Genomic DNA, 26,160 nt, shown 5'->3' with positions numbered 1-26,160 from the left:
AGAATCAACAACCGTGTCCACGGCCAGGCCGCCACACCCCGACGCGTTGAATTACGGACGCTGCGCGACCCGTGTCGGCCGCAGGCAATCGGTTGTCGCGACATCGACGCGGACCAATGCCTCGCAGGCATTTAGCATGGGCGATCGGGCCGGATCGCCCCGATTGGCGGGTGAACGCGGCGGCCGAACCGAGGCCTGCAGGGTCGCCTGCAAAACCGCCGGCGCCATCCCCGGCCGCTGGGACAAGACCAGCGCCGCCACACCGCTGACATGCGCAGCGGCAAGCGAGCTCCCGTCCAGGAACGCGTAGCGGCCACCGGGAAGCGTGGTCAGGATGCTGCGCCCCGGCGCCGGCAAGACCTCACCTTCGGCCAGGACACCCGACTCGGCCATGCGCGCCACGGCCACGCCAGGCACGCCACCGGGAAACCCCGATGGGTCGGAAGGTGACTCTGCACCGACCACGAACACACCCCGGACGATCAGTTGCCGCAGCAAACGACTGAGCAGGGGGTCGGCAGGGCCAGCCAAGCTCAGGTTGACGATGTCGACGCTGGCATCCAGGGCCACAGACAAGGCCCGCGCCAGGGTGAAACTGTTGCAGATGGAGCCGCCACCTTGTTCCCAGCAGGCGCGTAAGCCCAGCAACTCAGCCTCGGGGGCAATCCCCAAAATGCCTTCGCCATTGCCGCCCAGCGCTGCAATCACGCCCGAGACCGCCGTGCCATGCGCCTCGGCAGCCACGGTCTCCTCCCCCACCAAATCCATGCGCTGGGCGATGCGGCCGATCAGATCCGGGTGGCTCGCATCCACCTGGGTGTCGACCACGGCCACGCGTACGCCGGCGCCGCGGCTCCAGCGATGAGCAGCCTCCAGCCCGAGGCTATCGGCGGCATGCTGCAGACTGCGATGTGGATCGGCGGCCCCGACGACCGCCGGGCGCGCAGTGTTCCGGAAGACCTGCAGCGGCTGCACCGATTCCACGCGCGCATCCGCCGCCAGGCGGCGCAGCATCTCGTCACGGGACACCGCATCCCGCCAGGCGAAGACCGCGCAATGCACGCCCAGCGCTTGAATAGGCCAACTGTCGACCAGCTCCAATCGATGTTCGCGCGAGAGTGCGTCCATCGCCCGGCTGGCCACGGGACTGACGGCATAGCCACCCGACAGGCCATAGCCCCGCGGCGTACTCCCGACGCTGGCGGAACCGGGCGCCAAGGGGTTGTCGACCGTGACGACCAGCATGGACGCCGGATCGGCGAGGCGCGTGGCCGCACCTCGCGGCGTATGACCGGCCAGCGATACGCAGCCACCCAGCAGGAGCAGCCCTGCCAGCAGGAGCAGGCGCTGCATCATGGCGCCCCCGCCTCGCCCACCAGGGCCACAAACCGGACAGACGGGTGCTGCTGAAGCCGCTGCTCCGCAGCGTGCCAATCGGCTACGGATGCCTCGGCATCAGCAGACGCAAGCGTGACCGTAAACAATCCGCTGGGGCCCGGACCATCGATCATCCGCCCGTTGACCTCACCCAGCGCAGCGCGAATATCGCCCGCGGTGGCGCCCTCGGCGAACACGACTTGCAATCGCAAGCTGTTCTCAACGGCCGGGGTGTTGGTCAGCGTCCGGTACTCCGGCGCCGGAGACCAGGCCAGCTGAATCCACAGGCCGGTCACCAGAACCGTCGCTGCGACAGCGGCCACCCGACTCAGCCAAGGCCGCGCCCGGCGCCGCAGGGAACGGGGGCGCGGGGTCTTGGTATCGGCGCTGGCATCCGAATCCGGCGGCTCACCGGCGTGAATCTGGTCCATGAGCCTGCGAAAAGACGCCTGCGGCGCGTACTCGACAACGGGCTGCCGCGACAGGCGGGCCTGCACCTGCTCTTCGATTAACGCGTCGGCGCGACACACTGCGCATTGCGCCAGATGCGCACGCATACGATCAGCCGACGTTGCGTCCATCCGACCGTTCACCCAGTCCGTCATGGCCGCCTCGGCCCAGGCGTGGGTTCGGGATTGCTCCATCGGATCCTCCGGCAGGCGGGTCATGAGCCCCCACCCGCATCATTCGGCAACCGCGCACGAAGCCGCTTACGGGCGTGGAAGAGCCGCGTCTTTACCGTGTTCACCGGACAGCCCACGATGGCAGCGATCTCCTCGCAGGAGTGACCGGCGACATAGGCCAATTCCAAGGCCATGCGATGCTCGGTGGACAGCTGCTGCAGACCCCGGTCGATCCACTGACCCTCATCTTCTCGGGCGGTCTCGTCCACCGGCTCGCTAATCGTGCTCCGGTCGCGCGCGGCGGCCTCCTCATACCGATTTCGGGTGCGCTGACGCTCCAGCGCCTTGAGGCCACGACGATAGCCAATTCCGAAAATCCAGGTCGAAACCTTGGCGCGTCCGTCGTACTGTTCCGCCTTGTCCCAGACAATATGCATGGTGTCGTTAATCACTTCCTCGGCGATCGCGTAGTCCGGCGTCAGTCGCATCAAGAATCGACTGAGTCGGCGGTGATAAATGCGGTACAACGCCTCGAAGGCCTCTTCATCCCGAGCGGCCACACGACGCAGCAATTCGGCCTCCAGCGCCGTGTCCGTTGTTTGTGGTACCGCCTGCCCGCTACCGCCCAAGATGCCTCACCCCTGGTAACCCGGCCTGCATAAGCCGCTTGTGACTTGATTCCGGCCCGGTCGCAAAAGGTTCACAGCCGCCTGCCACGCCACCGGGGACACAAACGGCCGACTGGCGCAGCGAGGCTCACGCCAACGACCTCGAAATCCCCTAGCGCAGGCGCCAAGCCTGGCTGATGGACATCACCAGACGGGTATCCGCGCGGCCGTCAGTAAAGCGCTCCCGTGCCCGGGCGTCGGTGCCGATGATCGCGGCGGATAACACCGTGCGCTGCCATTGCAGACCCACACCGACACTGCCATACAGATGCTGGACTTCGGACACATTGCCCGCCGCGTTGTAGCCCAGCCCGGCATGCACCCAAACACCGTCGCCAACACCCTGCTCGACCTGCACCTCGGCCGTCCAGCGACTGCCGCGCAGCAACGCCGTCTGCTCGAACGTGTGGTCCGTTGCCTCCGGCGTCCAACTGGCCGACAACGCCAGCCATTGGCGATATTCCAGCGAACCGCTGACTTCCGTGTGGTCGTAGTCCAGCAGGTGTCCGGTGTCCACGTACTGGTAATGGCCCAGCAACAGTGAACCGCGCCAATCAGTCCCCAGCGGACGCTCTAGGCCCACCATCAGGTCCAGCTCGTAGCCCTGCCCGTCCCCGGTGTCGGGCTGCAGATTCGAGGTATCCAGGGTCGAGCCCCAGACCGTTGCCGTCCACCCTGCCGGCCAGATTGCTGACAACCCGGCCTGCAAAGCCGGCTCGCCGCTGCTCTGGCTGGTGCCGCGCAGCACGTAGTCACTGGTCAGTGTCGTCGATGCCATGACCGCGGGTGGGTGGGCGAACGCCGCCGACCCAGCACCGCAACAGCAGAGCGCCGTGAGCAGCACGATGTTGGAGATCAGAGGTAATCGCATGTCTTGCCGGGTGACCTTCGGGATGCGCGTGCGCCGGATTCGGCGACCGGTAATGTGAACGTCGTAGCGGCGTTTGTCATCCACCCGTGGCTGTACAGCGCTGGTTGACCAGGCCCAGCCCGCCTGACACTCGCGTTCGGTTTGCAGGAATACCCGCCATGGAACAGCCGCTGGAATTTGGTCAGCTGCCGGATCGGTTCAATGCGCTGGTGGTTGGAGGCGGTGGTATTGGTCACGCGCTGGCGGAGCAATTGCACGCCCACGCCCAGTGTCAGCATTTGGCCGTCGCCGGCCGACATTCACGCTGCGAGTCAGCAGACTCCCAGCACCCCATCGATTTCGCGGAGCCCGACAGTGCCCAGCATCTGGCGAATAGCGTTGCGGCTCATTGTCCGCGCTTGCACCTGGTCGTGATCTGCACGGGCCTGCTAAATCAACCACCGCATGGTCCGGAAAAGTCACTGGATCAGGTCAAGTCCTCGACGCTAGAACAGGCGTTCGCGGTCAATGCCATCGGCCCGTTGCAGCTGCTGCAATCGCTGCTGCCCTTACTGACGCATGATGAGCCATCGCTCATCGCCGCGCTGTCGGCGCGCGTCGGCAGCATCGAGGACAATCGCCTGGGCGGCTGGTACAGCTACCGGGCGTCCAAGGCCGCCCTCAACCAGCTGTGGAAGACCGCCGCAATCGAGCTTGGGCGGCGACGACGCCATCCGACCTGCGTGCTCCTGCATCCGGGCACCGTCGACACGCCCCTCTCCCGGCCGTTTCAGGCCAACGTGCCCCCGGAACGGTTGTTCGAGCCCGCGCGCGCTGCCAAGCAGTTGCTAACCGTTATGGCGGGGGTGACACGCGACGATAACGGCCGCTTCTTCGCCTGGGATGGCGCTGCGATTCCCTGGTAGGCCTCGGCTCCGCGCGCCAGCCCGGGTCGGCAGCAAGCCACGTGTTGCCTACACTGCTTTGGATGAACGAGGACGAACAGACGCGCGCCCTGCTGGCGCGCATGCGCCAGGACATGCCGGCGCTGCAAGGTATCGGCGTGGACTGCCTGCACCTATCGCAAGACCATGTCCGTCTCGCGGCACCGCTGGCGCGCAACCAGAACGACAAACAGACGGCGTTCGCCGGCAGCCTGACAGCGCTGGGCATGTTGTGCGGGTGGGCGTTGACCCAGCGCACTGCGGCGGGCGTGGATGCGGCAGCGCAATGCGCGATCTTCGATGTACAGACCCGGTTTCGGCAGCCGGTCCGGGGCGACCTGATGGCCGAGGTCCGCTGCGAGCACCCGGCGATCGCGCGCCTGCGCGCGGACCTGCAATCCGGGCGCAAGGCCCGGTGGACGCTGGACATTCAAGTGGGCAGCAACGATTGCCCGGACGCCGTGCAGCTTCGCGCTGCCTATGCCGCCTGGCTGCCTGATCGCAGCTAGCGGAACACCACGGTCCGATGGCCGGAGACGATGACGCGGTCCTCAACATGCCAGTGCACGGCACGCGCCAGCACCCGACGTTCGATGTCCCGGCCCATGGCCCGCAGGTCGTCGACCGCATCACGATGCGTCACGCGGGCGACATCCTGTTCGATGATCGGCCCCTGATCCAGCTCCGAGGTAACGTAATGCGCCGTGGCCCCGATCAGCTTCACACCGCGCTCGTAGGCCTGCCGGTACGGGTCGGCACCGACGAAAGCCGGCAAGAAGCTGTGGTGAATATTGATGATACGTTCGGGGAAGCGATCCACCAGCGCAGGCGACAGGATCTGCATGTACCGCGCCAGGACAATCAGGTCGGTCTCCTCCCCGATCACCTCCAGTGCCTGGGCTTCGGCCTCAGCCTTGGTCTCCGGCGTGACGGGTATGTGCCAGAACGGCACATCGAACCGACGGGCATGCTCCTCGGTCTCGGCGTGGTTGGAGATGACGGCCCGGATGTCCACAGCCAGATCGCCGCGGGCCTGTCGCCAGAGCAACTCCTGCAAGGTGTGTTCGGTGCGCGACGCAAAAATGACCATGCGCTTGCGCACGCTGGCGTCGATCATCGACCAGTGCATCGAAAAGGGTTGTCCGACCTGGGCGTCAAAAGCCGCCCGCAGCCGGGCATCGGGTGGTTCCAGGTCGGGCAGTTGGAACTCGACCCGCATATAGAAACGACCGCCGGTCATCTCCGTCGAATGCTGATCCAGGTGGGTCACATTGGCGGCATGCTCAAACAGGAATCGCGTGACGGCGGCCACGATACCCGGCTGGTCGGCACACTGGATCAAAAGGCGGGCGGAGCATGACATCAGAGGAATCCCTGGAACTGTGGGTCAAGGTCGCACCGGGCGCCTCACGCGACCGGATCGATGGCTGGATGGGCGATCAGCTCAAACTGCGGGTGACGGCCCCGCCGCAGCGCGGCCAGGCCAACCGGGCGGTTTGTCGTTTGCTAGCCGAGGCACTGGACGTGCCGCCGAGCCAGGTCACGGTGACCCGGGGCGCGGGTTCGGTGCGAAAACGGCTGCGGGTGGCCGGCGATCGCGCCACGCTCACGCGCCGGCTTTCAGCGTTGTGTCGCGCATCAGTCCCTCCTGCGCCACCGTCGCCACCAGCGTCCCCTGCCGATCAAAGATCAGACCGCGGGCCAGACCGCGGGCATCCTGCGCGCTAGGACTTTCCATGTGGTACAGCAACCACTCATCGGCCCGCAGCGGGCGATGGAACCACAAGGCGTGATCCAGACTCGCGACAATCATGTTCGGCTGCAAGAAGCTACGCCCGTGCGGCAGCATCGCGGTCATCAGCAGGTTGTAGTCACTGGCATAGGCCAGTACGCAGCGATGGAACATCGGATCATCAGGCAAGGTGCCGGACGCACGGAACCAGACCGAATGGGCCGGCTCACCCTGGCCCGGATTCAGCGGATTGGTCGGCCGCACCGGACGGAATTCGAAAGCGGATTCCCGCAAGAAGGCCCGACGAAGCCGATCCGGACAGTCCTCCAGCCAGCGCTTGCGCAGGCTTTGTTCGTCTTCCAGCGCTTCGGGCATGGGCACGTCGGGCATGCTCGCCTGATGGGCCAGGCCGGGCTCCTCGACATGAAATGACGCCATCATCGAGAAGATCTGCTGGCCGTGCTGAATGGCCTTAACCCGCCGCCAGCTAAACGAACCGCCATCACGGGACCGCTCCACGTCGTAGACGATGGGCGCTTCCATGTCCCCCGGCCGCAGAAAATAGGCATGCAGCGAGTTCGGAGGGCGGTCTTCGCTCACCGTGCGCGTGGCCGCCACCAGTGACTGGCCCAACACCTGGCCGCCGAAAACGCTGCGCCCCCCCAGGTCGCGGGACTGACCCCGGAAGAGGTTGTCTTCCAGGTACTCCAGGTTCAACAGGTCGAGAAAATCTTGCAGTACGGTACTCATGGCGCGGGATTGTAGCCGCTCTGCGCGATTAGCAGGCAGGACTAGCCACGCGCCACCAGCGCGCGCACGCCTGCTGCAAAGGCCTCCGGCTGTTCTTCCTGTACGAAGTGTCCCGCATCCATGCGGTGAATCTGCAAATCCTCAAAGCAGGCCTCGGCCCCCTCCAGATAAGCCGGTGTAATCACCACATCCAGCTCGCCATACAGATAGGCGGCCGGCATGGAAAAGCGATGCTGGCTTAGCTCGCTCCACCGTGCGATGTCGTCGCGATAGGTTCGGTAGAGCTGAGCGGCGCTGCGCGGCGTACCCGGGATGGCATAACAACGGCTGTATTCATCCAGCAGTTCGTCGGGAAAACGGCGCCCGCCTTCCATCCGCAGAAATTCCTGCAGAAACGCCCGCTCGTTGCCCGGGATCAGCGCCTCGGGCAATGACGACTGCATGAAGTGCTGGTACCAGACGTAGCGGTTGGGCTTGGCCGCGATCCGCCGATTCGTTTCCAGATTATTGATGATCGCGATATTGGACACGCCCAGTGTTCGCACGCGGTCGGCTGCGGCCAGCGCCACTTCCTGGGCAACAATCCCACCCCAGTCGTGCCCCACCAGATCGAAGCTGCCGACGCCCAATGCATCGAGTAGCGCGAGGACATCCTGCGCCAACGCATGCTTGCGATAGGCCGCGGGCTCCGGTGTGCGCGGGGCATCTCCCAACCCCCGAAGATCCGGCGCAATCACCCACCAGTCGTCCGGCAGCAACGGCAGGATCGGGCTCCAGGTCGCGCTGCTCTCCGGCCAGCCGTGGATAAAGACGACCGCAGGCCCGCTGCCTGGACGCTCGCGCAGACTCAGCCGACCGCGTTGGGTCTCCAGCATGCGTACAGGCCAGTGATTCATAATCGGCTCATCCTTTCTTCGGTGGTTTGCCATCCTTGGGGTGGCCCTCGGCGAACAGCCGTTCCAGCTCGCCGGCCGACTGCTGGGCCATCTCGATCATCTTGTCCAGATCGTCATGCGAGCCAAACGCCTCGAACAGACGCTGCTCGTCCATCTCGGCAAAGGTCTCCGTGGTGTACCGCACCTGGGCCTCGGACAGGCCCAATCCGCGCAGCACCTCGCCAGCGGCGCGGACGCTGGTGTCAAAGGTGTCGCGCATCACATCGCGGATGCCCAGTTCCATCAGCTTGTAGGCATGGCTGCGATTGCGGGCGCGGGCGATGATCCGCAGCGACGGCGCCATATCGCGCACCGCCTTGGCGATGCGCAGCGAGGCCGCCTCATCCTGCACGGCCAGCACGAACAAATCGGCATGCTCAACACCGGCGGCGCGCAGGAGTTCGGGGCGCGACGCATCGCCGTAGTAGGTGCGGTTACCGAAGCGGCGGACGAAATCGACGTGATCGGCGTCCAGCTCCAATGCGGTAAACGGAATATTGCGGGCACGCAGCACACGACCGATGATCTGGCCGAACCGACCGAATCCGGCGATCACCACGCGATGGTGCTCGCTGGCAATCTGATCGAAGGGACGCTGGGTGGGCGGAAGCCAGCGCAGCAGCCAGCGGTCGTTCATCAGGAACAGCAGCGGCGTCAGCGCCATGGACAGGGTCACCGCCACGATCAGCGGATCGACGATCTGCGGCGCAAGCACCGCCTCGTTGACCATGACGGCAAACAGCACGAACGCGAACTCCCCCCCCTGCGACAAGGCGATGGCGAGGCTACGCGCACCGCGTCGATCCAGCCCCGCCGCGCGGCCGACCAGCCACAACACGGTTGCCTTGACCGCGGTCAGAGCCAGAGCAATCGCGACAATGACGTCGGGTTGCTCAACCAACAGCCCCAGATCGACCCCCATGCCGACCGAGATGAAGAACAGCCCCAGCAGCAAGCCCTTGAATGGCTCGATATCGGCTTCCAGCGCGTGGCGATACTCCGAATCGGCCAACAGCACGCCGGCCAGGAACGCCCCCAGCGCCATGGACAGTCCCGCCCACTCCATGGCCAGCGCCGTGCCGGTCACGACCAACAGAGCCATGGCCGTGAAAATCTCGTTGGTGCGTGCAGCGGAGACCGTCCGCAACACCGGGCGCAGCAAATAACGCCCGCCCACGATCACAACGGCAATGACGGCCACCGTGCGCAGCAAGGCGATGGGGTCGAAACCCTGATCGCCATGGGGCGCGAACAGTGGAATCACCGCCAGCAGTGGAATGACGGCCAAATCCTGCATGAGCAGGATGGCGAATGCCGCCCGCCCGTGGTGGGTGGTGAGCTCCTCGCGTTCCGCCAAGACCTGCAATGCAAAGGCGGTGGATGACAACGCCAACACCAGGCCGACCAGAATCGCCGGGGTGGCGGGCAAACCCACCAGATAGGCCACGGCTGCAATCGGCAGCGCAGAGATCAGAATCTGCGCCGAGCCGTTCACGAAAATCGGCCGTCGCAGCGCCCAGAGCCGGGCTGGTTGCAGCTCCAGTCCGATGATGAACAGCAGCAACACCACACCGAACTCGGCGAAATGCATGACCTCGCGCACATCGCCGACCAATCCCAGAACGGCGGGCCCGATGACCACCCCGGCCGCGAGGTAGCCGATGACCGCTCCGACACCCAACAGCCGGGCCAACGGCACGGCCACGACGGCAGCCGCCAGAAAAATCACGGCGTCATGGAGCAGATTCATGGGCGAATATCCACGGGCGTACCCACCGGCACCCGTTGCCACAGCACTTCGATCTGCGCATCCGTCACGGCGATGCAGCCATCGGTCCAGTCGGACAGGGGGTGATGTGCGGCGGCCGGCGGTGCGTTCGGGCCGACACCGTGGATCATGATTTGTCCGCCGGCTGGCACGCCCAGCGCATCAGCGAGCATCTGGTCAGCCAGCGAGGGGTAGGACACCTGCAATGCGAGGTGAAACCGGCTGGCGCGCAGGCGGCTGCGAATGAAGTAACGACCTTCCGGCGTCTTGCCATCGCCTTGCCGCTGCTTGGCACCAATCGGATTGCGCCCCAATGCAATCGGATACTCCAACACGGCCTGCTCGCCTTCGAACAGCGTCAAGGTGCGGGCGCTCTTGTCGATTTGCAGCCAGGTCTGGGCGTCTGCCTGCGCCTCAAGCGGCCAGCAGAGCACCGCCAACAACACGGCCAGAGGGGCCAGCATATGAATGGTGGGACGCATCACGGCATTATCACACCGAGCCGAACCCTGACGCAGCATGGACGCCCGAATTCGCCCGATCACCCCCGCCGACAACACCGAGATGGCGGACATCATCTGGACCACGCTGGCGCAGTTTGACGCCTGCGGAGACGGATTCGCCGGCCAGGACCCCGAAACCCGCGCGCTGGCTGGCGCTTATGCCCAACCACGCCATGCCTACTTTGTTGCCGAGTGGGATGGGCAGCTGCTGGGGGGCGCAGGCGTGGCACCGCTGGCAGGTGGTGATCGCGAAACGGCCGAGCTGCGCAAGATGTACCTGCGGGCCTCGGCCCGCGGCCAGGGTGTGGGTCGCGCCTTACTGGATCACTGTCTGTCCGCAGCCCGTGCCATGCGCTATGCCCAGCTCTACCTGGAAACGCTGGAGAGCATGACCGCGGCGCGCAGGCTTTATCGCGCGGCTGGATTCCAGCCCCTGCAACAGCCGCTTGGACAAACCGGCCACCATGGCTGCGACCGATGGATGCTGCTGTCACTGTCGCGGCAGCCGCCGTCTTGATCAGGCGTCGCGTTCCCAGCGCACGAGGCGACGGGTGGTAATGGTTCTGTCGTGGCGGCGGGCGTCGAAGACGGGCATACCGACCTCGGCAGAGAAGTGCGCCTCCCGACGATGCTCCACACCATCGGGATCAACCTCCAGCAGCTGAATCACCCAAACCGGTTCTTGCAACTCGACGCCGCTGTAGTTGCCCGGCGCCACCTGGCGGTCCACGCGCAGGTCGTAGGCAAACTCCAGGGTCTGGGCCTCGGCCCGTTGACCATCGCGCTCGACCTGATAATGCCGCGTGGCCTCGAACTGCAGGTGGTTGCCCACCGCCAGCGGGAATAGCACGCCCCTGACCTGCGAGACCTCCGCAACATAGCTGCGCGTCACGGTTTCCGGAGCGGTGTCGGTCTCGGGCGTGTAGGCGTAGGTGAACAAGTCGAACAAGTCAGCCACCTGCACCGACTCCTCGATGGCGTGGCGATTGGAATCCGCAAAGGTGTACTCCGATCGAACACGCTGCATCCCCGCCCGGGCCCCCTGCCGAATCACCAGCTCGAACAGATGTTCGACTGGCACCGGGTGTTCCGGCGATTCGATGTCCTGCAAATAGCTCAGCTTTGAGAAACGAGCCGCTGGAACGGGGCCGAACAGCGCTTCGATGGGGAATTCATCGGCGACGAGTTCAAATGTCGGCACGCCCGGAAACAGCGGTGGCGGCTGCTCTGCCGGCTTCGAGCCACAAGCCGTCAGGCCCACAATCAACGCTGACCAGAGCCAGCCGAGGGCAACGCGGTTCATGCCGATGGATCCTTCAGGAAGGGTTCGCTCAGAGGCTAGGCAAAGACTGCTCAAAAGTCACGAAACCCGCAGCAGCCGCCCCGGCTCACTCGACTCTTTGCGACATTTCTGTTGTGCTGCCCCACGTTCTACACTGCCGGCGGTTACTGCTGGAGGGACTCGGCGCCTTGGTTACCACGGACGTTCCGCTATTCCCGCTCTCCGGGCTCGTGATGCCGGGTGGGCTTCTGCCCCTGCGCATCTTCGAGACGCGCTATCACGACATGGTGCGCGACTGCATGCGCAGCGGCACCGGCTTCGTGGTGACCTTGTCGGCCTCCGGCCAGGAAACCGGGCGAGACGTCCGCCCCCAGGAGATCGGCACCTATGTCGAGATCATCGATTTTGAGGCGCTGGACCACGGGTTTCTGGGCATTGTTTGCCGAGGGCAGCAACGCGTACGCATTCTGACGCCGCATCAAACCCGGGCCGGTCTGTGGCTGGGTGATACCGCGCCCTATGGCGACGAGCCAGACGGCGCGGTTCCGGAATCCTATGAACACCTCGCCGACCTCGCCCTGCAACTGGTGACCGAGCTCGGCCCGCCTTTCGATCTGGATGCCCCGCAGCCACAGAACGCGCGCTGGGTTGGCAGCCGACTCACGGAGCTATTGCCGATCCCCGGGTCGGCCAAGCAACAGCTCCTGGAGCTGCGAGACCCCATCGCCCGGCTGCATCAGATTGCCTGCTTCGTCCAGCAGATGGTGCGGGCGCGTCCGGGCAGCTGACGGCAGGCGGGCGCCTGCCGTCGCTTGCATGGACCTTAGCCCGCCGCTTCGCCTGACTCGACGTACTGGTAACGCACCACAATCGCCGCGCCCTCACCGGGCACCGCCGTGCCGCGGAACACGATGCTGTTGCTACCGGCCACGTACTGCCAGCCGTTGTCGACGTCTTCGGGCACTTCGACCCCATCGACGGTCACCACAAGGGTGCTGGAAATGGGCGTTTCATCCAGTTGAAAGAGACTGGCAGCGCCGCCGGCATTGGTGGCAATGGCATTCATGATCGCCGGGAACTGGCTGGTATCGGCGATGCTGGCCGTGGAGCCGCCCGTGGCCAATGCCAGGTCGTCATAGTCCCCCGGACTGCCTTCGTTAATGATCGAGTACACCGGATACGACCGGTCGATGAACAGATTGTCGGTCGGGTCGAACGCGGTGCCAGCATACCGTGAGTACTGATCCGGCTCGTCGCTCAGCATGACCACCGACAAACTGGCACCGGCCCGCGGATAACCTGCCAGGGTGCTGGAACCGTCTTCGGCATCGCCCAGGGCGGTGGACAACAGGGAACGCTCCGCCCAGTAAATGCCGGACTCACGGCCACTCCCGGAGGTACCGGCCACGGCGTCCTGCTCGAACTGCATCGTGTCTGCCGTGTACCCCTGACCGCGCAGGGTCTGACGGTCGGTGGTGATGGTGCCAATCCGGAAATCCAGTCCCGATGCGGTGATGACGCTGATGAAGTCGGCAGCCGCCTGCGACAACGCAGCCTGTTCATTGCCCATGCTGCCGGAGTTGTCGACGACGAACAGGAAGTCTGCCAATCCGCCGGATCCGCTCCCGACGAATTCGTCAGCCGCCTCAGCGCGGGTGGATTCGGCCGTACCGACATTGGTGCCGTCGGTGACGCCACGCGTCACGGCCTCATAGCGTTGCTTGACCTCGTCGATGACCGTCGACACCAGCACCACGACATCGTCCGGCGAGTAGAAGCACACAGACAAGCGGAACTCGTAGGCCGTGGATTCACCCTCCGAGGCAACCGGCGCGGGGAAAGCGGTCAGCTGTCCGCCCTCGGCGTTCAGGCCGATGAGCTCAACCAATGATCGTGTCAGCGATGTCGGTGTGGCCGGGTCTGCCAGATCCAATGCGAACCGACCCACGGCACAGGCCCGGGTCACCGCGGTGGAGATGTTGGTCAGTGAGTAGCCATTCTGGGTGCTGACCACATTGCGGAGTTGGTCTAGCTCAGATCGCGCATTCGATCCGCGTCCAAAGTTGCGACGCTGCGCGGCAAAGCCACCGAGGTCGCGGGGCGACCGCATCTTCTGCGCATCCGGCAGGCTGTTGGTTCCGGCAAAGAACACGACACCGTCAAAGTCGCCGGTGGGCTGGTCGACCGGCGCTTCCAGGCCATCCGGCAGAAAGATCTGGTGTGATTCGGTGCTCACAGCGGTGACCGGCCGGACAACCGTCTCGCTGACGACCAATGTCATGCGCCGAATCTGCTCCACCTGCGCACTGTCCGTGACCGTGACCTGGTAGACGATCGTGTCGCCGACCTCGGCGGTGTCAGGAATGACCACGGTCAGCGCCGCACCGGTCTCGGCCAGCAGCAGTTGCTCCGTCACGTTGAACCAGCTGTAGGTCAGCGCCGAACCGCCAGCGCTGTCGCTGGCACCCACCGTCAACGTCACCGTTTCACCCGCCACAGGCATGCCATTGCTGGCCACAAAGGACGAGATCAGCGGACTGGCTCCGGACGGTAGGCTGGTATTGCAGGACACCCGAGCGTCATCGACCTCTTCGGTATCCAGCGTGCCGTTTCGGTTGTCATCAATGCCGGTCTGGATCACCGCGCCACCAAAGGCGCAGCGCCGATCCTCCGGCGCAATGGTCGCCGCCACGGCCGTCAGTTGTTCAAAGGCCACGATGTCGACCTCCGACTCGCTACATCCGGCGAGCAGCCCCATGACTGACAAGCCGACCCCCAATCCCGCGCGACAAATGACGCGTTGCACGTTGCTGTCCATGCTGATGCTCCCTGTCTGATTCCCGGCCCGCAGGCTCCGGATGGCCGACACCTGGTCGCAGCCCTGCTGCTGCAGGCGCCCCCAAAACCATCCGACGGCTACTGTTACGTAAGCGGGCGATGTCAAGCAGCGAACAGCCTCCTGCGGATTGAAGCAAGGATCAAGTCCCGCCGTCGGTTGTCGGGCCAATCTTGCTGGCAGACCGACGAACGGTGGTGGGCCACCCGCTGGCGTCATTGCGCAATAATCCACGCATGGGGACGGCCGTCATCACATGCCTGGGCTTGTTATTCGCACTGGTCTCCATCGAATCGTGGCTGCTGCAGCAATTCGCCCAGCCGCGTTGGGCGGCCTGGTCCGTTCAACACGTGATGCTGCCTCTTGCACGATCGGCCTGCGTGCTGGCGTTCATCCTGCTCGGCTATCCCGCTATCTTCGGCCTGTCCCAAGCCCCGCCCCTGGCCGCCGTGCTGCAGACCGATGAGCGCTGGTCGCATCTGCTGAATCTGGGTTTTGCGGCCTCCATGCTGCTCCCGCTACTCCCCACACTCGAACGTGTGCCGGGCGCGGTGCTGCCTCTCCAGGGGTTCTTGCTGTTGGCCTTGTTGTTTCATTGGATCAGTCCCGGGGCTGCGGTTTCGCTGTGGCCGTCCACCGACGCCTGGGCCGCGTTAGCGCTGGCCGCGCTGGCGCCAGCGATCGCACGCTTCTGCCTTCCCGACTCCATCGCACACCACGAGCAGCGCCGGGATGCATTACTGATTCCGCTGCAGCTGCCGCCGTTGATGCTCTACGGCCAGGCGTTAGGCGCCCAGCTCTCCGCATAAGCCCACCCGGCCGCCAGCGCCCCAATCAAAAAGGCCCGGCCGTTTCACAACAGCCGGGCCCCGGTCGATCACGCCGCTTAGCGTGCTTCAGCTTCGGCGATGTACTGGTAGGTCACATCAATCACGGCGCCGCTGGCCGGCACCGCCGACCCGCGAAACACGATTGAGTTACTGCCGGCCACGTACTGCCAGCCATCCATGCCATCGGCCTGGACACGCGTTCCATCCACCTCCACGACAATGGTGCTGGAAATGGGCTCCTCGGAGAGTTGGAACAGGCTTGCAGCGCCTCCCGCGTTGCGGGCGATCTCGTTCATGATCGGCGGGAACTGGCTGGTATCAGCGATGCTTGCGGTCGAACCGCCGGTGGCCAGCGCCAGGTCGTCATAGTCACCGGGACTACCCTCGTTGATGATGGCGTAGACGGGGTAGCTGCGATCGACGAACAGGTTGTTCTGGACATCGAACGTCGAGCTAGCATACCGGGAGTACTGATCTGGCTCGTCGCTCATGATCACCACCGACAGGCTGGCACCGGCACGCGGATAACCCGCGGTGGTGCTGCTACCGTCCTCGGCATCACCCAGCGCGGTCGACAACAGCGAGCGTTCGGCGAAGTACACCCCGGATTCGGTGCCGCTACCACCGGTCCCCGGGCTGGCATCCGCCGCGAACTGGTTGGTGTCGTTGGTATAGCCTTGGCCTTGCAGCGTCTGGCTGTCCGTGGTGATCGTTCCGATCTGGAAGTCCAGGCCCGAACTCGTGATCACGTTGATGAACTCGGCGGCTGCCTGGGACAGTGCCTCCTGCTCGTTGCCCATACTGCCGCTGTTGTCGATGACGAACAGGAAGTCCGCCTGGCCACCGGACCCAGTGCCCGTGAACTGATCCGTCTGCTGCTCACGCGTGGACTGGGTGTCGCCGACATTGGTGCCATCGGTCACACCGCGGCTGACGTTCTCGTAAAGATCGGCGACGTCGTCGATCACCAGCGACAGTAGGACGACCACGTCCTCTTGCGAGAAATAGCACACCGACAGGCGCATCTCGTAGAGCAGGGCCGCCAGTTCGTCCTCTAGCGACTCGGGCAGATTGCCTAGCGTTCCCTCACCCGTGCTCCGGCCAACGAGTTCCAGCAATGCTTTGACCAGATCCGTCGGGGTGGTTCCCGCGTCCAACTCCAGTGAAAAACGCCCAACCGCACAGGCATTGGTCAAAGCGGTGGAAATATTGGTTAGCGTATAACCCGCTTCGGAACTGATCGCGTTACGCATTTGGTCGAATTCATCCTGCGATTGCGAGGACGCCTGGCTAAGTGCTCGACGCTGCGCGCCGAAACCGGCCAGATCACGGAGCGAACGCCGCTTGCGCGACTCGACGGAACCCTCGCCCGCAAAAAACACGACACCGTCGAAGTCGCCCGTCGGCTGCTCCGTAGGCGCTTCGAGTCCTTCCGGTAGGAAAATCTGGTGGTTGGTCGTCGACGCCGTCGTCACCGGGGCTGTGGCCGGCTCACCGACCGTCAGCGTGATGTCGCGAATCTGTTGCACCTGGGCCGAATCCGTCACGGTCACGCGGTAGGTGATCTCGTCTCCAACCGTGGCGCTTTCCGGTATCTCGATCGTCAGCACGTTAGACGTCTCGGCAAACGCTGTTTCCGTGGTCGCGTTCGACCAAGCGTAAGTCACGGCCGTTCCACCTGCGCTATCGACCGCGGTCACCGTCAGCGTGGTGGATTCGCCCGGCCCCGGCATGGCATCACCGGCAACCAGAGAGGAGATCAACGCGGCCGGCGCAGCATCGGCGGCCGAGTCATTGCAGACCACCTCCTCGGCCTCGACCTCGTCGGTGTCCAGGGTGCCGTTGCGATTGGTGTCTGTTCCCCGACGCACAATGGCACCGCCAAAATCACAGCGCGCATCCTCCTGCGCGATCGTCGCAATGGTTGCGGTGAGTTCGGCCGGAGGCGCTTCGGCGTCATCGTCGCTGGAACAGCCCACCATGAACACGGTCGCCGCTGCGACCGCCAAGCAGCGGTGCCCGGTGAGCACTCGACGGTGTACTTCGATCATCATGATTCCCTCTCCTGATTAAATGTCGCGGCCACCCAGGGCATTCCTATGTCCCTCTATGTCGGTGGCCGCCTCAGTTAAGACGAGCTTTCTTGCACTAACCGGACATTGCGCACGGTTACGACGCTGCGCTCTACGCCATTTGAGGGATAGGTCGCGATTTGAGCGAGAAGTACCGGCTGGGGGTGACGCCATTCGTGCGAGTTGATCGGTGATGCCTTAAGATATGAGAATCATTCTCAATTGAATTCCGACATGCTGCGCCATTCCGCTTTGCTGCTGGTTGCGACCGGACTTGTGTTGTCCGCCTGCTCGAAATCCTCCGACCAGACCGGTGCGGATGCCCCGCTGGTCATCTACTCCTCCCGCAATGAGCAATTGATCAAACCGCTGTTCGATCGATACACGGCGGAGACCGGACAAGCCATTCAGTTCATTACCGGCAAGGAAGGCCCGCTGTTACAGCGCATGCGCAGCGAAGGAGCCGACAGCCCGGCCGATCTGCTCATCACGGTTGATGCCGGCAATCTCTGGAAAGCCGCTGACGATGGCCTGCTGCAGCCAGCCCGGTCCGACGTCATGGACGAGCGGATTCCGGCCCATTTACGGGACCCGGACGGTCGCTGGTTTGGGCTGTCGGTCCGGGCGCGCACCATCGTGTACTCCACCGAACGCGTGGACCCGGATGCGCTGAGCACTTACGCCGCGTTGGGAGATCCGGCCTGGCAGGGCCGCCTGTGTTTGCGCACCTCGCAAAAGGTCTACAACCAGTCACTGGTGGCGATGATGATCTCGGCCCAAGGCGAACCGGCCACCGAAGCCGTGGTGCGCAGTTGGGTCGACAATCTGGCCGCCGAACCCTATTCCAATGACACGGCCGTCATGGAGGCGATCCTGGCCGGCCAGTGCGACGTGGGCATCGTGAACACCTATTATTTCGGGCGACTACAGCGTCAGGATCCCGACATCCCGCTGGCATTGTTCTGGCCGAATCAGGCGGAGTCACTGGGTGAGCTGCGCGGCGTGCACGTCAATGTGTCCGGCGCCGGCATCACCGCGGCCACGGACCAATTCGAGGCGGCCCGGGCGTTTCTGGAATGGATGGCAGGTCAGGAGGCACAGGATCTTCTGGCCGACGGAAACCTCGAATACCCCGCGAACCCGGCCGTGCCGTCGGATCCGCTGGTCAAGGCCTGGGGCGACTTTGTCCCCAATGTCATCAATGTGTCGGAAGCGGGCAAACTGCAGCCGGCCGCGGTCAAGCTGATGGAGCGAGTCGGCTACCACTAAGCAACCGGACCGGCGACCTCCATGGCCACGAGCCTGCGACGGCGGCGTTTGCCCGCCCACCCACTCACCGCGCTGATCGCCCTGCCGGTGCTGGCGGCGCTGGGCACCATGCTGCTCTCGCTGCTGCAACCGGATGCCCAGGTCTGGGCGTTTGTGGGCCAGACCATGCTTCCCCAGGTGCTGCCGACCACGGCCGCACTGGTGGTCATGACCGTGGGTCTGGCGGTGGTGCTGGGCGTCGCCTGCGCCTGGCTGACCAGCCTGTATGAGTTCCCGGGTCGGCGCTGGCTAACCCCGGCGCTGGTGCTGCCACTCGCAATTCCCGGCTATCTGCTGGCCACGGTGTACATCGGCTGGTTCGACTACGCGGGCCCGGTCCCGACTCGTCTGCGTGCTTGGCTGGGCGCGGACTTCAACGTCCCGCCGATTCGCTCTGTTGGAGGTGCGGCCCTGGTCCTGGGCCTGGGCCTTTACCCATACGTTTTCCTGCTCGCCAGAAATGCATTCATGTCGCAGGGTCGGCGCGCACTGGAGGTCGCCGCCTCGCTTGGGCTTGGACCGGTCGGCGGCTTTTGGCGCATCGGTCTGCCGCTGGCACGGCCCTGGATCGCCGGCGGCGCATTGCTGGTCATGATGGAAACCCTCGCGGACTTCGGCGCGGTGTCCGCATTCAATGTCCGGACGCTGACCACCGCCATCTACCAGAGCTGGTTCGCGCTGTTCTCACTGGATGGTGCCCTGGCGCTAGCCGCCGTATTGGTCGCTATCGCGCTGGTGGTCGCCACGTTGGAACGGCGACAGCGACGCGACCAACGCTACGTCGGCGATGCCAGCATGCGCGCCGCGCGCCGAACAGTGCTAGCCGGGTGGCGCGGCTGGACGGCCACGGCGGCCTGCGGCCTGGTGGTGCTGGCAGGGGCTGCTGCCCCGCTGGCCCAGCTGGCCAGTTGGTCATGGCTCCACCGGGCTGACGTGGACGCCCGCCTGCTGGGCTTTGCCACCCATTCACTGATGCTGGCCGGCATGGCGGCCGGACTGCTCACGGTGCTCGGCCTCGGCCTGGCCTGGGTGCTGCGGCAAGACCCCCGCCCCGGCACTCGCCTGTTGGGGCGCACGGCCACCGCAGGGTACGCAATTCCTGGCACCGTGCTGGCGGTGGCATTGTTCGTGCCGCTTGCAGCCTTGTCGGCGACGCTGACCAGCGCGGTCGAAGCCGTCGGCAGCCCGTGGCGTATCGCCCTGCACACGGGCCTGGCCACGGTCCTGCTAGGCTACGTCGCCCGCTTCCTGACTGTCGCCACCCACCCCATCGAAGGACAGCTAATGCGCGTGTCGCCAGCCATGGAAGACGTGGCCCGCAGCCTGGGCTGCAACAATTGGCAGATCGCGCGCCGGGTGCACGCACCGATGATTTCCGGCAGCCTGGTAACCGCCGCCATCCTTGTGTTCGTGGACGTCATGAAAGAGTTGCCGCTGACCCTCATGACCCGTCCTTATGGCTGGGACACGCTGGCCGTCCGTGTCTTCGAAATGACCGCCGAGGGCGAATGGTCGCGCGCGGCCGTGCCGGGGCTGAGCATCGTGCTCGCAGGCCTGATACCGGTGTTCTGGCTGGTGCGCGGCTCCGAGCCGGCACAGCGCCAACAGGAACCGGCCCTGACACCATTGGCCGATGCCCATGCCGCTTAGCCTGACCGCAGTTCACAAGCGCTACGGCGCGACCCCAGTGCTACACGACGTGACCCTTGAACTCGGGGCCGGCGAAATTGGCTGTGTGCTGGGACCTAGCGGCTGCGGCAAGACCACGCTGCTTCGTCTGATCGCGGGTTTCGAGCAGCCGGACACCGGCCGGATTACCAGCGGCAACCATCTGCTGGCCGACGGCGAACAGATGATGCGACCCGAGCAGCGCCGCATCGGCATGGTGTTCCAGGACCATGCCCTGCTGCCCCACCTCAGCGTTGCCGGCAATGTGGGTTTCGGACTCCGGCATCTGGATAAACGCAGCCGCGAACAACGCATCCGCTGGGCACTGGAACTGGTCGGGCTGGCCGCCTACGCCGATGCCTTTCCCCATGCCCTATCGGGCGGACAAGCCCAACGCGTGGCGCTGGCGCGTTCGCTGGCGCCCGAACCGCAGATGATTCTGCTGGATGAGCCGTTCTCCAACCTCGACACGGAGCTTCGAGAGCGGCTGTCGCAAGAGGTCCGTGAAATTCTCAAGGCGGCGGGCATGACTGCGCTGATGGTGACCCACGACCAGCTAGAGGCCTTCGCGGTGGCTGACCGTATCGCCGTGATGTCGGCCGGACAAATTCAGCAATGGGACACGCCGTACAACCTCTACCATCGACCGGCGAATCGCTTCGTCGCCCGTTTTGTCGGTGAAGGGGTGCTGCTCCCCGGACGGCCGGTGGACAACGATGGCGTGGATACCGAACTGGGGCGCCTGCGCGGCGAACGTGTCGGCGCGACCAGCGAGGAGGTGGACGTGCTCCTGCGGCCGGACGACATCATCCACGATGACGCCAGCCCGCAGCAGGCCATCGTCAGGCGCAAGGCCTTCCGCGGCGCCCAGATCCTGTACACGCTGGAACTACCCAGTGGGGCCCGCATCCTCTCGCTGGTGCCCAGCCACCACAATCACCAAATCGGCGAACCCATTGGGATTCGCATGGCCACCGATCACGTAGTCGTATTTCCACGGGATGCCGGAGCCGTGCCGGCCTGAGCGTCGACCTGTCGGATTTTACGGACCAGGTCGCGACCAATGGCGGCCTGCAACTTGCTCCAAAGCGCCGGCCTGTTGCGCTTGATGCGATCCAGCGTGTCGCGCGACCAGGCTCGATAAGTCACCGGCTCGTCCGCGACCACCGATGCCGAGGTAGGCTCTTGGGTCAGGTAGCTCATTTCGGCGACCAGCCGACCGGGCCCCAGGCGCGCCACCTCCTGATCCTGCACCAGCACCCGCACCTGGCCAGCTACCAGCAGAATCAGGCGCTCATTGGCGACGCCTTCGGCCAGCAACTCGCCCGTGACATCACGGCACTCCTCGGCGCGCCGCCAGAGTCCCAGGAATTCCGGCACGGTCATCACATCGAAGTTCAGCGCATGGATGGATGCCAGGGGCTCGGCCAGGATAATCCTGCGGCGTTCCATCAAAATTCGGATGACCTGGATGATGTTGATCGCCACGAACAACGCGTTCCATGCGGCGACATTCGGCGCCCCCGTATGCAGGGCATAGGTGCACAGTAGGGATTGGGCCACGATCAGGGTTGCCCGCAGCCAGAGCATGTCCCGGGCCAGCAGGGCCAACAACATCAGCCCGTAGCCCAGATTGACGTACACGCTGTCCAACGTAATCACTGATAACGCTCCAGCAAGGCCTGGCAGGCGGGGCCACGTCGATCCATGTCACAGGTCGCGCGGATCAAGCCACATCGGCGGGCCGAGGGCGCGCCCTCATTCTCCTGCGCATCGGCCTGCTCCTGCTGCGCGCGCTGACAGTTGCGCTCGGCCCGAGCGACATCGTCTCTGACCAACTCGCAAGCCGAAAGCATCAACAGGCTGAGCCCGACGATCAAGAGCGTTTCACGCATGCGGGTCTGGTCCGGCCGGATCAGTCCTGGACGCCATCAGCCACGACGCTGGGCTGCCTGGACGGTAGACCCTGCGATGGATGCGAATACGACAACGGGTTCGGCGACATGGCGCGACGGTAGCACAGCGCGATCCGCGCACCGCCGTGGAACCCGATGGGCGAAGTCGCTTGCATCACAAACTCGAAGTAAATCCTGACAAAACGGCGCTAAGTCACTGCTACAACGAACATTTTCCGCGCTACCCACAGAAGCTGTGGATAACTGTGTGGAAAGAACTTCAGCAAGTGGCCGAAACCGGCTTGTTTTCAGGCAATCCTCCACGTCGGTCAACTTGTAACCAATCTGAAATGGCCAAGTAAAAACAACAAGTTAGTTTTGTCCACCCCAAAGGCGACAGACGGGCGCACCAGCGCGGTGCCTCGCCTGCATGTTGCAGCGCAACACTGTGCATAAGTCAAGCCGCACACTAGTGCTAGACTGCGCGCCATGACGCCCAACGTGCTAGTAATTTCGGGCCACGATCCCAGCGGGGGCGCAGGTCTGGTCGCAGACATTCAAACCATCTCGGCCTGCGGCGCGCATCCCACCCTGGCGATTTCCGCGATCACGGAACAGGACACGGCCAACGCCTATGCGGTCTTTCCAGTCCCGGCCGATCAGCTCCTGGCACAGTTGGATCGCGTGGTGGCGGACATCCCCCCGCAAGCCATCAAAATCGGCCTGCTGCCCAGCCCGGCCAGCGCGCAGGCGCTGCTGCCCTTGCTGGACCGCCTGCAGGACGTCCCGGTGGTACTGGACCCGGTACTTGTCGCATCCGGCGGCGGCTCGCTGGCGGAGGCCGACCTGGTACCGGTGTTACGCGATGCCCTGATTCCCCGGGCCACGGTTGTCACTCCAAACACACCCGAAGCCCGGGCGCTCACCGGACAGGATGATCCAGCGACTGCGGGGCACGCCCTCGTGGCGCTGGGCGCCCGATGGGCACTGGTCACCGGAGGGGATGCGCCAACCCACGATGTGTGCAATCACCTGATCGGCGCCGAGACCGTCACCACGCGCTGGCCGCGGCGCGCAGGGTCGTTTCATGGCACGGGCTGCACGCTGGCGTCCGCCCTGGCCGCTGGCCTGGCATTGGGCCGTTCGGTCCCGGAGGCTGCACTCGGCGCCCAACAGTTTGTGGATCGCGCACTGGCCAGCGCCCTGCGTCCCGGACAGGGCCAGTCGATCCCCCGCCGATTCCGGTGAACGCCGCCATGCGCCGGCTCCGAGGTGCTTATCCGATCACCCCGACCGGCTGGGCTGATGCCGAGCTGCTGTCGACCTGCGAAACCATCTTGTCCGCTGCGCCCGCCCTGCTTCAGTACCGGGCCAAACCGTCTCCCGACCCGGCCTTGGCCCGGCAACTACAGCAATGCTGCGCCCGCGCCGGTGTGCCCCTGATCATTAATGACGATATCCCGCTGGCGCGCCGGCTCGGCGTCGGCCTCCACCTGGGGCGGGACGATGGCGAGGTGGCCGACGCCCGCGCCACGCTGGGCCCCGAGGCCATCATCGGCGTGTCGGTTTATGCGGATATGGCACGGGCAGAAGCCGCCATACAGGCCGGTGCGGACTATGTCTCCTTCGGCCGGTTCTTCCCCTCTCGCACCAAGCCATCGGCCACACCAGCCCAGCCTGATATTCTTGCCGCCGCGCGGGCTCGCCTGCCGGTCCCGGTTGCGGCCATTGGTGGCATCACCGTGGATAATGCAGCGCAACTCGTCACGCATGGCGCCGACTTGCTGGCATCCGTGGAGGGCATTTTCGCCGCCCCGGACCCAGCCCAAGCCGTGCACTCACTTCAAGCCCTGCTGGGATAGTCATGACGCAATCCGAATCCCTGTTCGAACGCGCACAGCGCGTGATCCCCGGAGGCGTGAACTCTCCGGTCCGTGCCTTCAAGGGCGTCGGCGGCACGCCACGCTTCATCGATCGCGCAGCCGGCGCCTATATCTGGGATGCCGACGGCCAGCGCTACATCGACTACGTGGGTTCCTGGGGGCCCATGATTCTTGGCCACGCACACCCTGAGGTGATTGAAGCCGTCCGTGAGCAGGCGGGCCGAGGCCTGTCTTACGGAGCGCCGACCGAACGTGAATGCGACCTGGCCGAGCAGCTCTGTGCCTGCGTACCCTCGATGGAGCAGGTCCGCCTGGTCAATTCCGGGACCGAGGCCACGATGACGGCGATCCGACTGGCCCGGGGCGCGACCGGCCGCGACGCCATCGTCAAGTTCGAAGGCAACTACCACGGCCATGCCGACTCGCTGCTGGTCAAGGCCGGGTCCGGGGCGCTCACGCTGGGCGTGCCCAGTTCACCGGGCATTCCGGCAGACATCGCCCAACATACGCTGACCGCAACTTATAACGACCTGGACTCGGTTCGTGCACTGTTCGATGCGCGAGGCCAGGATATTGCCGGCATCATCGTCGAGCCCATCGCCGGCAACATGAATTTTGTCAAACCGGACGACGGCTTTCTTCAGGGGCTGCGCGCCCTTTGCGATGCCCACGGCAGCGTGCTGATTTTCGATGAGGTCATGACTGGATTTCGCGTCGCCCTGGGCGGCGCCCAGGCGGTTTACGGTGTGCGCCCCGACCTCACCACGTTGGGCAAGGTCATCGGCGGCGGGCTGCCGGTCGGCGCGCTGGGCGGTCGCCGCGACCTGATGGAGCAATTGGCACCGACCGGACCCGTGTACCAGGCCGGTACCTTGTCGGGCAATCCACTGGCCACGGCGGCAGGTCTGGCCACATTGCGACTGCTGCAGGCGCCCGGCTTCTACGATGACCTCAGCGAACGCAGCAGCCGCTTGGTCCAGGGTCTGGTGACCCACGCCGCTGGGGCCGGTGTTGCGTTGCGAGGCGACTGGCAGGGCGGCATGTTCGGCCTGTATATGACCGACCGCCCGGTCCGCAGCTATGACGACGTGGTGGCCTGCGATGCCGACGGGTTCGGTCGCTTCTTCCACGCCATGCTGGATCGCGGCGTCTACCTGGCACCATCGGCCTTCGAGGCTGGATTCGTTTCGGCCTCGCACAGCCGCGATGACATCGACCAGACCATCGAGGCCGCACGCGAGGCGTGGACGGCATGAGTGCAGACAACGGCGGCGGGTTTGTTACCCGGCTACGCGCCAAACTCAACAAAGGTGATTCGTGGCTCACCTACGATCTGGCCAACCTGCTGCCCGGCCAGGGACTGGACGACGACGCCCTGGAAGAGCTTGAAACCCGCCTGCTGACCTCCGATGTCGGTGTGGAGGCGACGATGGCCATCGTCGACCACCTGCGTGCCGAAGCCAATGCAGGCCGTATTCGCAACGCAGAGGCGTTGCGTAAGGCGATTGCCAACGTCATGGGTGGACTGCTGGAGCCCGTATCACAGCCGCTGGACATCCCCGAGTTCATCCGGCCTTACATCATCCTGATGGTCGGGGTGAACGGCGCCGGCAAGACCACCACTATCGGGAAGCTGGCGCGGCGCCTGCAACAGGAAGGCAAATCGGTGATGCTGGCTGCCGGCGACACCTTCCGCGCCGCGGCGGTCGAACAGCTCAAGACCTGGGGCCAGCGAAACAATGTCCCGGTTATCGCCCAGGGCCAGAACGCCGATTCTGCATCGGTGATTTTCGACGCCGTGCAGGCCGCTAAGGGTCGCGGCATTGATGTGATCATCGCCGATACCGCCGGCCGGCTGCACACCCAGGGCCACCTTATGGAAGAGCTGCGCAAGATCAAACGCGTGGTGCAAAAGCATGATGCTTACGCCCCCCACGAAGTGATGCTGGTCGTCGATGCGACAACCGGCAACAATGCGCTTAATCAGGCGGTTCAGTTTCACGAAGCCGTGGGTTTGACCGGGATTACCGTGACCAAGCTCGATGGGACCGCGCGCGGCGGCATTGTCTTTGCGATCGCCAAACGACTGGGTTTGCCCATCCGCTTCGTCGGCGTGGGCGAGTCCGCAGAGGATCTGGGCGAGTTCAACGCCCAGAGCTTCATCAACGCGCTGTTTGAACCTGCCGCCTAGCGCTCGGCACTGACGCCAGGAAGGCTCAGGGATGAATCGACATGG

At 64.8% G+C, this 26,160-nt stretch carries 26 protein-coding genes and 1 pseudogene; 13 read left to right on the top strand and 14 right to left on the bottom strand.

Going from position 1 to position 26,160, the window contains the following annotated elements:
• Positions 1 to 51: 51 nt before the first annotated feature.
• The 4 genes from DEH80_RS06130 to DEH80_RS06115 all read right to left on the bottom strand — a co-directional run bounded on the left by DEH80_RS06130 (position 52) and on the right by DEH80_RS06115 (position 3,539).
• Positions 52 to 1,356, bottom strand: coding sequence for a S8 family peptidase (locus tag DEH80_RS06130; RefSeq protein WP_109719607.1), 1,305 nt, complete (start codon positions 1,354 to 1,356; stop codon positions 52 to 54).
• Positions 1,353 to 2,045, bottom strand: a complete 693-nt coding sequence (locus DEH80_RS06125) for a zf-HC2 domain-containing protein (protein WP_109719606.1) — start codon at positions 2,043 to 2,045, stop codon at positions 1,353 to 1,355. The genes DEH80_RS06130 and DEH80_RS06125 overlap by 4 nt, the downstream gene beginning before the upstream one ends.
• Positions 2,042 to 2,629: an RNA polymerase sigma factor gene (locus tag DEH80_RS06120; RefSeq protein ID WP_165831326.1), complete on the bottom strand. Its 588-nt coding sequence runs from the start codon at positions 2,627 to 2,629 to the stop codon at positions 2,042 to 2,044. Before DEH80_RS06120 ends, DEH80_RS06125 begins: the two co-directional genes overlap by 4 nt.
• Before the next feature lie 151 nt (positions 2,630 to 2,780).
• On the bottom strand, positions 2,781 to 3,539 hold the full coding sequence (locus DEH80_RS06115; RefSeq protein WP_133249135.1) for a TorF family putative porin: 759 nt from the start codon (positions 3,537 to 3,539) through the stop codon (positions 2,781 to 2,783).
• A 158-nt stretch (positions 3,540 to 3,697) separates the two neighbouring features.
• Between DEH80_RS06115 and DEH80_RS06110 the strand changes: the two genes are divergently transcribed.
• A complete protein-coding gene (locus DEH80_RS06110; protein ID WP_109719603.1) occupies positions 3,698 to 4,444 on the top strand; it encodes an SDR family NAD(P)-dependent oxidoreductase in 747 nt (248 codons plus the stop codon).
• A gap of 41 nt (positions 4,445 to 4,485) precedes the next feature.
• On the top strand, positions 4,486 to 4,971 hold the full coding sequence (locus tag DEH80_RS06105) for a YiiD C-terminal domain-containing protein (RefSeq protein WP_133249134.1): 486 nt from the start codon (positions 4,486 to 4,488) through the stop codon (positions 4,969 to 4,971).
• Here DEH80_RS06105 and purU read toward each other — a convergent pair.
• Entirely contained in the window at positions 4,968 to 5,825 is an 858-nt protein-coding gene (gene purU, locus DEH80_RS06100; protein WP_109719602.1) for a formyltetrahydrofolate deformylase, read from the bottom strand. The two genes, DEH80_RS06105 and purU, sit on opposite strands and share 4 nt — an antisense overlap.
• Between purU and DEH80_RS17740 the strand changes: the two are divergent.
• A pseudogene (locus tag DEH80_RS17740) lies at positions 5,819 to 6,037 on the top strand (DUF167 domain-containing protein); the annotation flags it as partial. The gene purU and the pseudogene DEH80_RS17740 overlap by 7 nt on opposite strands.
• 31 nt (positions 6,038 to 6,068) lie before the next feature.
• Here the strand turns inward: DEH80_RS17740 and tesB are convergent.
• Genes tesB through DEH80_RS06075 form a run of 4 tightly spaced genes read right to left on the bottom strand, consistent with a single transcriptional unit; the run spans position 6,069 to position 10,129 of the window.
• Positions 6,069 to 6,944 carry an acyl-CoA thioesterase II gene (tesB, locus tag DEH80_RS06090; RefSeq protein WP_109719601.1) on the bottom strand — a complete coding sequence of 292 codons (876 nt, stop codon included), beginning with the start codon at positions 6,942 to 6,944 and terminating at the stop codon, positions 6,069 to 6,071.
• A 41-nt stretch (positions 6,945 to 6,985) separates the two neighbouring features.
• Positions 6,986 to 7,840 (bottom strand): alpha/beta fold hydrolase, encoded by an 855-nt coding sequence (locus tag DEH80_RS06085; RefSeq protein ID WP_109719600.1) that lies wholly within the window; start codon positions 7,838 to 7,840, stop codon positions 6,986 to 6,988.
• 7 nt (positions 7,841 to 7,847) lie between these two features.
• Positions 7,848 to 9,629, bottom strand: a complete 1,782-nt coding sequence (locus DEH80_RS06080) for a monovalent cation:proton antiporter-2 (CPA2) family protein (RefSeq protein ID WP_109719599.1) — start codon at positions 9,627 to 9,629, stop codon at positions 7,848 to 7,850.
• Positions 9,626 to 10,129, bottom strand: coding sequence for a L,D-transpeptidase family protein (locus tag DEH80_RS06075; protein WP_165831325.1), 504 nt, complete (start codon positions 10,127 to 10,129; stop codon positions 9,626 to 9,628). Before DEH80_RS06075 ends, DEH80_RS06080 begins: the two co-directional genes overlap by 4 nt.
• Before the next feature lie 37 nt (positions 10,130 to 10,166).
• Here DEH80_RS06075 and DEH80_RS06070 point away from each other — a divergent pair, with 37 nt between their 5' ends.
• Positions 10,167 to 10,667, top strand: coding sequence for a GNAT family N-acetyltransferase (locus DEH80_RS06070; protein WP_109719874.1), 501 nt, complete (start codon positions 10,167 to 10,169; stop codon positions 10,665 to 10,667).
• Here DEH80_RS06070 and DEH80_RS06065 read toward each other — a convergent pair whose 3' ends face one another.
• The gene (locus DEH80_RS06065; RefSeq protein ID WP_165831324.1) at positions 10,668 to 11,453 is read right to left on the bottom strand and encodes a hypothetical protein; all 786 of its coding nucleotides are present in this window, start codon (positions 11,451 to 11,453) and stop codon (positions 10,668 to 10,670) included.
• Between the two features lie 167 nt (positions 11,454 to 11,620).
• On the opposite strand from DEH80_RS06065, the gene DEH80_RS06060 reads away from it, so the two are divergent.
• Positions 11,621 to 12,220, top strand: coding sequence for an LON peptidase substrate-binding domain-containing protein (locus DEH80_RS06060; RefSeq protein ID WP_165831323.1), 600 nt, complete (start codon positions 11,621 to 11,623; stop codon positions 12,218 to 12,220).
• A gap of 35 nt (positions 12,221 to 12,255) precedes the next feature.
• Here DEH80_RS06060 and DEH80_RS06055 read toward each other — a convergent pair whose 3' ends face one another.
• A complete protein-coding gene (locus tag DEH80_RS06055; protein ID WP_109719595.1) occupies positions 12,256 to 14,250 on the bottom strand; it encodes a DUF7151 family protein in 1,995 nt (664 codons plus the stop codon).
• Between the two features lie 191 nt (positions 14,251 to 14,441).
• On the opposite strand from DEH80_RS06055, the gene DEH80_RS06050 reads away from it, so the two are divergent.
• Positions 14,442 to 15,077 (top strand): hypothetical protein, encoded by a 636-nt coding sequence (locus tag DEH80_RS06050; protein ID WP_109719594.1) that lies wholly within the window; start codon positions 14,442 to 14,444, stop codon positions 15,075 to 15,077.
• Between the two features lie 77 nt (positions 15,078 to 15,154).
• Here DEH80_RS06050 and DEH80_RS06045 read toward each other — a convergent pair whose 3' ends face one another.
• Positions 15,155 to 17,152, bottom strand: coding sequence for a DUF7151 family protein (locus DEH80_RS06045; RefSeq protein WP_109719593.1), 1,998 nt, complete (start codon positions 17,150 to 17,152; stop codon positions 15,155 to 15,157).
• 252 nt (positions 17,153 to 17,404) lie between these two features.
• On the opposite strand from DEH80_RS06045, the gene DEH80_RS06040 reads away from it, so the two are divergent.
• From DEH80_RS06040 to DEH80_RS06030, 3 genes are read left to right on the top strand one after another with little or no spacing between them, the layout of a single operon-like run.
• Positions 17,405 to 18,439: an extracellular solute-binding protein gene (locus DEH80_RS06040; protein WP_109719592.1), complete on the top strand. Its 1,035-nt coding sequence runs from the start codon at positions 17,405 to 17,407 to the stop codon at positions 18,437 to 18,439.
• A gap of 21 nt (positions 18,440 to 18,460) precedes the next feature.
• On the top strand, positions 18,461 to 20,128 hold the full coding sequence (locus DEH80_RS06035) for an ABC transporter permease (protein WP_109719591.1): 1,668 nt from the start codon (positions 18,461 to 18,463) through the stop codon (positions 20,126 to 20,128).
• Positions 20,112 to 21,170: an ABC transporter ATP-binding protein gene (locus DEH80_RS06030; protein ID WP_109719590.1), complete on the top strand. Its 1,059-nt coding sequence runs from the start codon at positions 20,112 to 20,114 to the stop codon at positions 21,168 to 21,170. Before DEH80_RS06035 ends, DEH80_RS06030 begins: the two co-directional genes overlap by 17 nt.
• Here DEH80_RS06030 and DEH80_RS06025 read toward each other — a convergent pair.
• The gene (locus DEH80_RS06025) at positions 21,125 to 21,808 is read right to left on the bottom strand and encodes a cyclic nucleotide-binding domain-containing protein (RefSeq protein WP_109719589.1); all 684 of its coding nucleotides are present in this window, start codon (positions 21,806 to 21,808) and stop codon (positions 21,125 to 21,127) included. The two genes, DEH80_RS06030 and DEH80_RS06025, sit on opposite strands and share 46 nt — an antisense overlap.
• The gene (locus tag DEH80_RS06020) at positions 21,805 to 22,041 is read right to left on the bottom strand and encodes a hypothetical protein (RefSeq protein ID WP_109719588.1); all 237 of its coding nucleotides are present in this window, start codon (positions 22,039 to 22,041) and stop codon (positions 21,805 to 21,807) included. The genes DEH80_RS06025 and DEH80_RS06020 overlap by 4 nt, the downstream gene beginning before the upstream one ends.
• A gap of 501 nt (positions 22,042 to 22,542) precedes the next feature.
• Between DEH80_RS06020 and thiD the strand changes: the two genes are divergently transcribed.
• Genes thiD through ftsY form a run of 4 tightly spaced genes read left to right on the top strand, consistent with a single transcriptional unit; the run spans position 22,543 to position 26,115 of the window.
• Positions 22,543 to 23,289, top strand: a complete 747-nt coding sequence (gene thiD / locus DEH80_RS06015; RefSeq protein WP_165831322.1) for a bifunctional hydroxymethylpyrimidine kinase/phosphomethylpyrimidine kinase — start codon at positions 22,543 to 22,545, stop codon at positions 23,287 to 23,289.
• 8 nt (positions 23,290 to 23,297) lie between these two features.
• Positions 23,298 to 23,903, top strand: a complete 606-nt coding sequence (gene thiE / locus DEH80_RS06010; protein ID WP_207774499.1) for a thiamine phosphate synthase — start codon at positions 23,298 to 23,300, stop codon at positions 23,901 to 23,903.
• 2 nt (positions 23,904 to 23,905) lie between these two features.
• On the top strand, positions 23,906 to 25,180 hold the full coding sequence (hemL, locus tag DEH80_RS06005) for a glutamate-1-semialdehyde 2,1-aminomutase (RefSeq protein ID WP_109719585.1): 1,275 nt from the start codon (positions 23,906 to 23,908) through the stop codon (positions 25,178 to 25,180).
• Positions 25,177 to 26,115 (top strand): signal recognition particle-docking protein FtsY, encoded by a 939-nt coding sequence (gene ftsY / locus DEH80_RS06000; RefSeq protein WP_109719584.1) that lies wholly within the window; start codon positions 25,177 to 25,179, stop codon positions 26,113 to 26,115. The genes hemL and ftsY overlap by 4 nt, the downstream gene beginning before the upstream one ends.
• The last annotated feature ends 45 nt before the right edge of the window (positions 26,116 to 26,160 follow it).

The sequence above is a fragment of the Abyssibacter profundi genome, from assembly GCF_003151135.1.
In the GTDB taxonomy this organism is placed as follows: Bacteria; Pseudomonadota; Gammaproteobacteria; order Nevskiales; family OUC007; genus Abyssibacter; species Abyssibacter profundi.
This window is presented reverse-complemented; position numbering and strand designations above follow the sequence as displayed.

Excerpts from the sequence above, each read along its gene's own strand:
- purU (WP_109719602.1), bottom strand. The coding sequence starts at position 5,825 with ATGTCATGCTCCGCCCGCCTTTTGATCCAGTGTGCCGACCAGCCGGGT.
- DEH80_RS06085 (WP_109719600.1), bottom strand. The coding sequence starts at position 7,840 with ATGAATCACTGGCCTGTACGCATGCTGGAGACCCAACGCGGTCGGCTG.
- DEH80_RS06080 (WP_109719599.1), bottom strand. The coding sequence starts at position 9,629 with ATGAATCTGCTCCATGACGCCGTGATTTTTCTGGCGGCTGCCGTCGTG.
- DEH80_RS06065 (WP_165831324.1), bottom strand. The coding sequence starts at position 11,453 with ATGAACCGCGTTGCCCTCGGCTGGCTCTGGTCAGCGTTGATTGTGGGC.
- DEH80_RS06040 (WP_109719592.1), top strand. The coding sequence starts at position 17,405 with ATGCTGCGCCATTCCGCTTTGCTGCTGGTTGCGACCGGACTTGTGTTG.
- DEH80_RS06130 (WP_109719607.1), bottom strand. The coding sequence starts at position 1,356 with ATGATGCAGCGCCTGCTCCTGCTGGCAGGGCTGCTCCTGCTGGGTGGC.
- tesB (WP_109719601.1), bottom strand. The coding sequence starts at position 6,944 with ATGAGTACCGTACTGCAAGATTTTCTCGACCTGTTGAACCTGGAGTAC.
- DEH80_RS06115 (WP_133249135.1), bottom strand. The coding sequence starts at position 3,539 with ATGCGATTACCTCTGATCTCCAACATCGTGCTGCTCACGGCGCTCTGC.
- DEH80_RS06020 (WP_109719588.1), bottom strand. The coding sequence starts at position 22,041 with ATGCGTGAAACGCTCTTGATCGTCGGGCTCAGCCTGTTGATGCTTTCG.
- DEH80_RS06045 (WP_109719593.1), bottom strand. The coding sequence starts at position 17,152 with ATGATGATCGAAGTACACCGTCGAGTGCTCACCGGGCACCGCTGCTTG.
- DEH80_RS06030 (WP_109719590.1), top strand. The coding sequence starts at position 20,112 with ATGCCCATGCCGCTTAGCCTGACCGCAGTTCACAAGCGCTACGGCGCG.
- DEH80_RS06055 (WP_109719595.1), bottom strand. The coding sequence starts at position 14,250 with ATGGACAGCAACGTGCAACGCGTCATTTGTCGCGCGGGATTGGGGGTC.
- hemL (WP_109719585.1), top strand. The coding sequence starts at position 23,906 with ATGACGCAATCCGAATCCCTGTTCGAACGCGCACAGCGCGTGATCCCC.
- DEH80_RS06125 (WP_109719606.1), bottom strand. The coding sequence starts at position 2,045 with ATGACCCGCCTGCCGGAGGATCCGATGGAGCAATCCCGAACCCACGCC.
- DEH80_RS06110 (WP_109719603.1), top strand. The coding sequence starts at position 3,698 with ATGGAACAGCCGCTGGAATTTGGTCAGCTGCCGGATCGGTTCAATGCG.
- DEH80_RS06035 (WP_109719591.1), top strand. The coding sequence starts at position 18,461 with ATGGCCACGAGCCTGCGACGGCGGCGTTTGCCCGCCCACCCACTCACC.
- DEH80_RS06075 (WP_165831325.1), bottom strand. The coding sequence starts at position 10,129 with ATGCGTCCCACCATTCATATGCTGGCCCCTCTGGCCGTGTTGTTGGCG.
- DEH80_RS06070 (WP_109719874.1), top strand. The coding sequence starts at position 10,167 with ATGGACGCCCGAATTCGCCCGATCACCCCCGCCGACAACACCGAGATG.
- thiE (WP_207774499.1), top strand. The coding sequence starts at position 23,298 with ATGCGCCGGCTCCGAGGTGCTTATCCGATCACCCCGACCGGCTGGGCT.
- ftsY (WP_109719584.1), top strand. The coding sequence starts at position 25,177 with ATGAGTGCAGACAACGGCGGCGGGTTTGTTACCCGGCTACGCGCCAAA.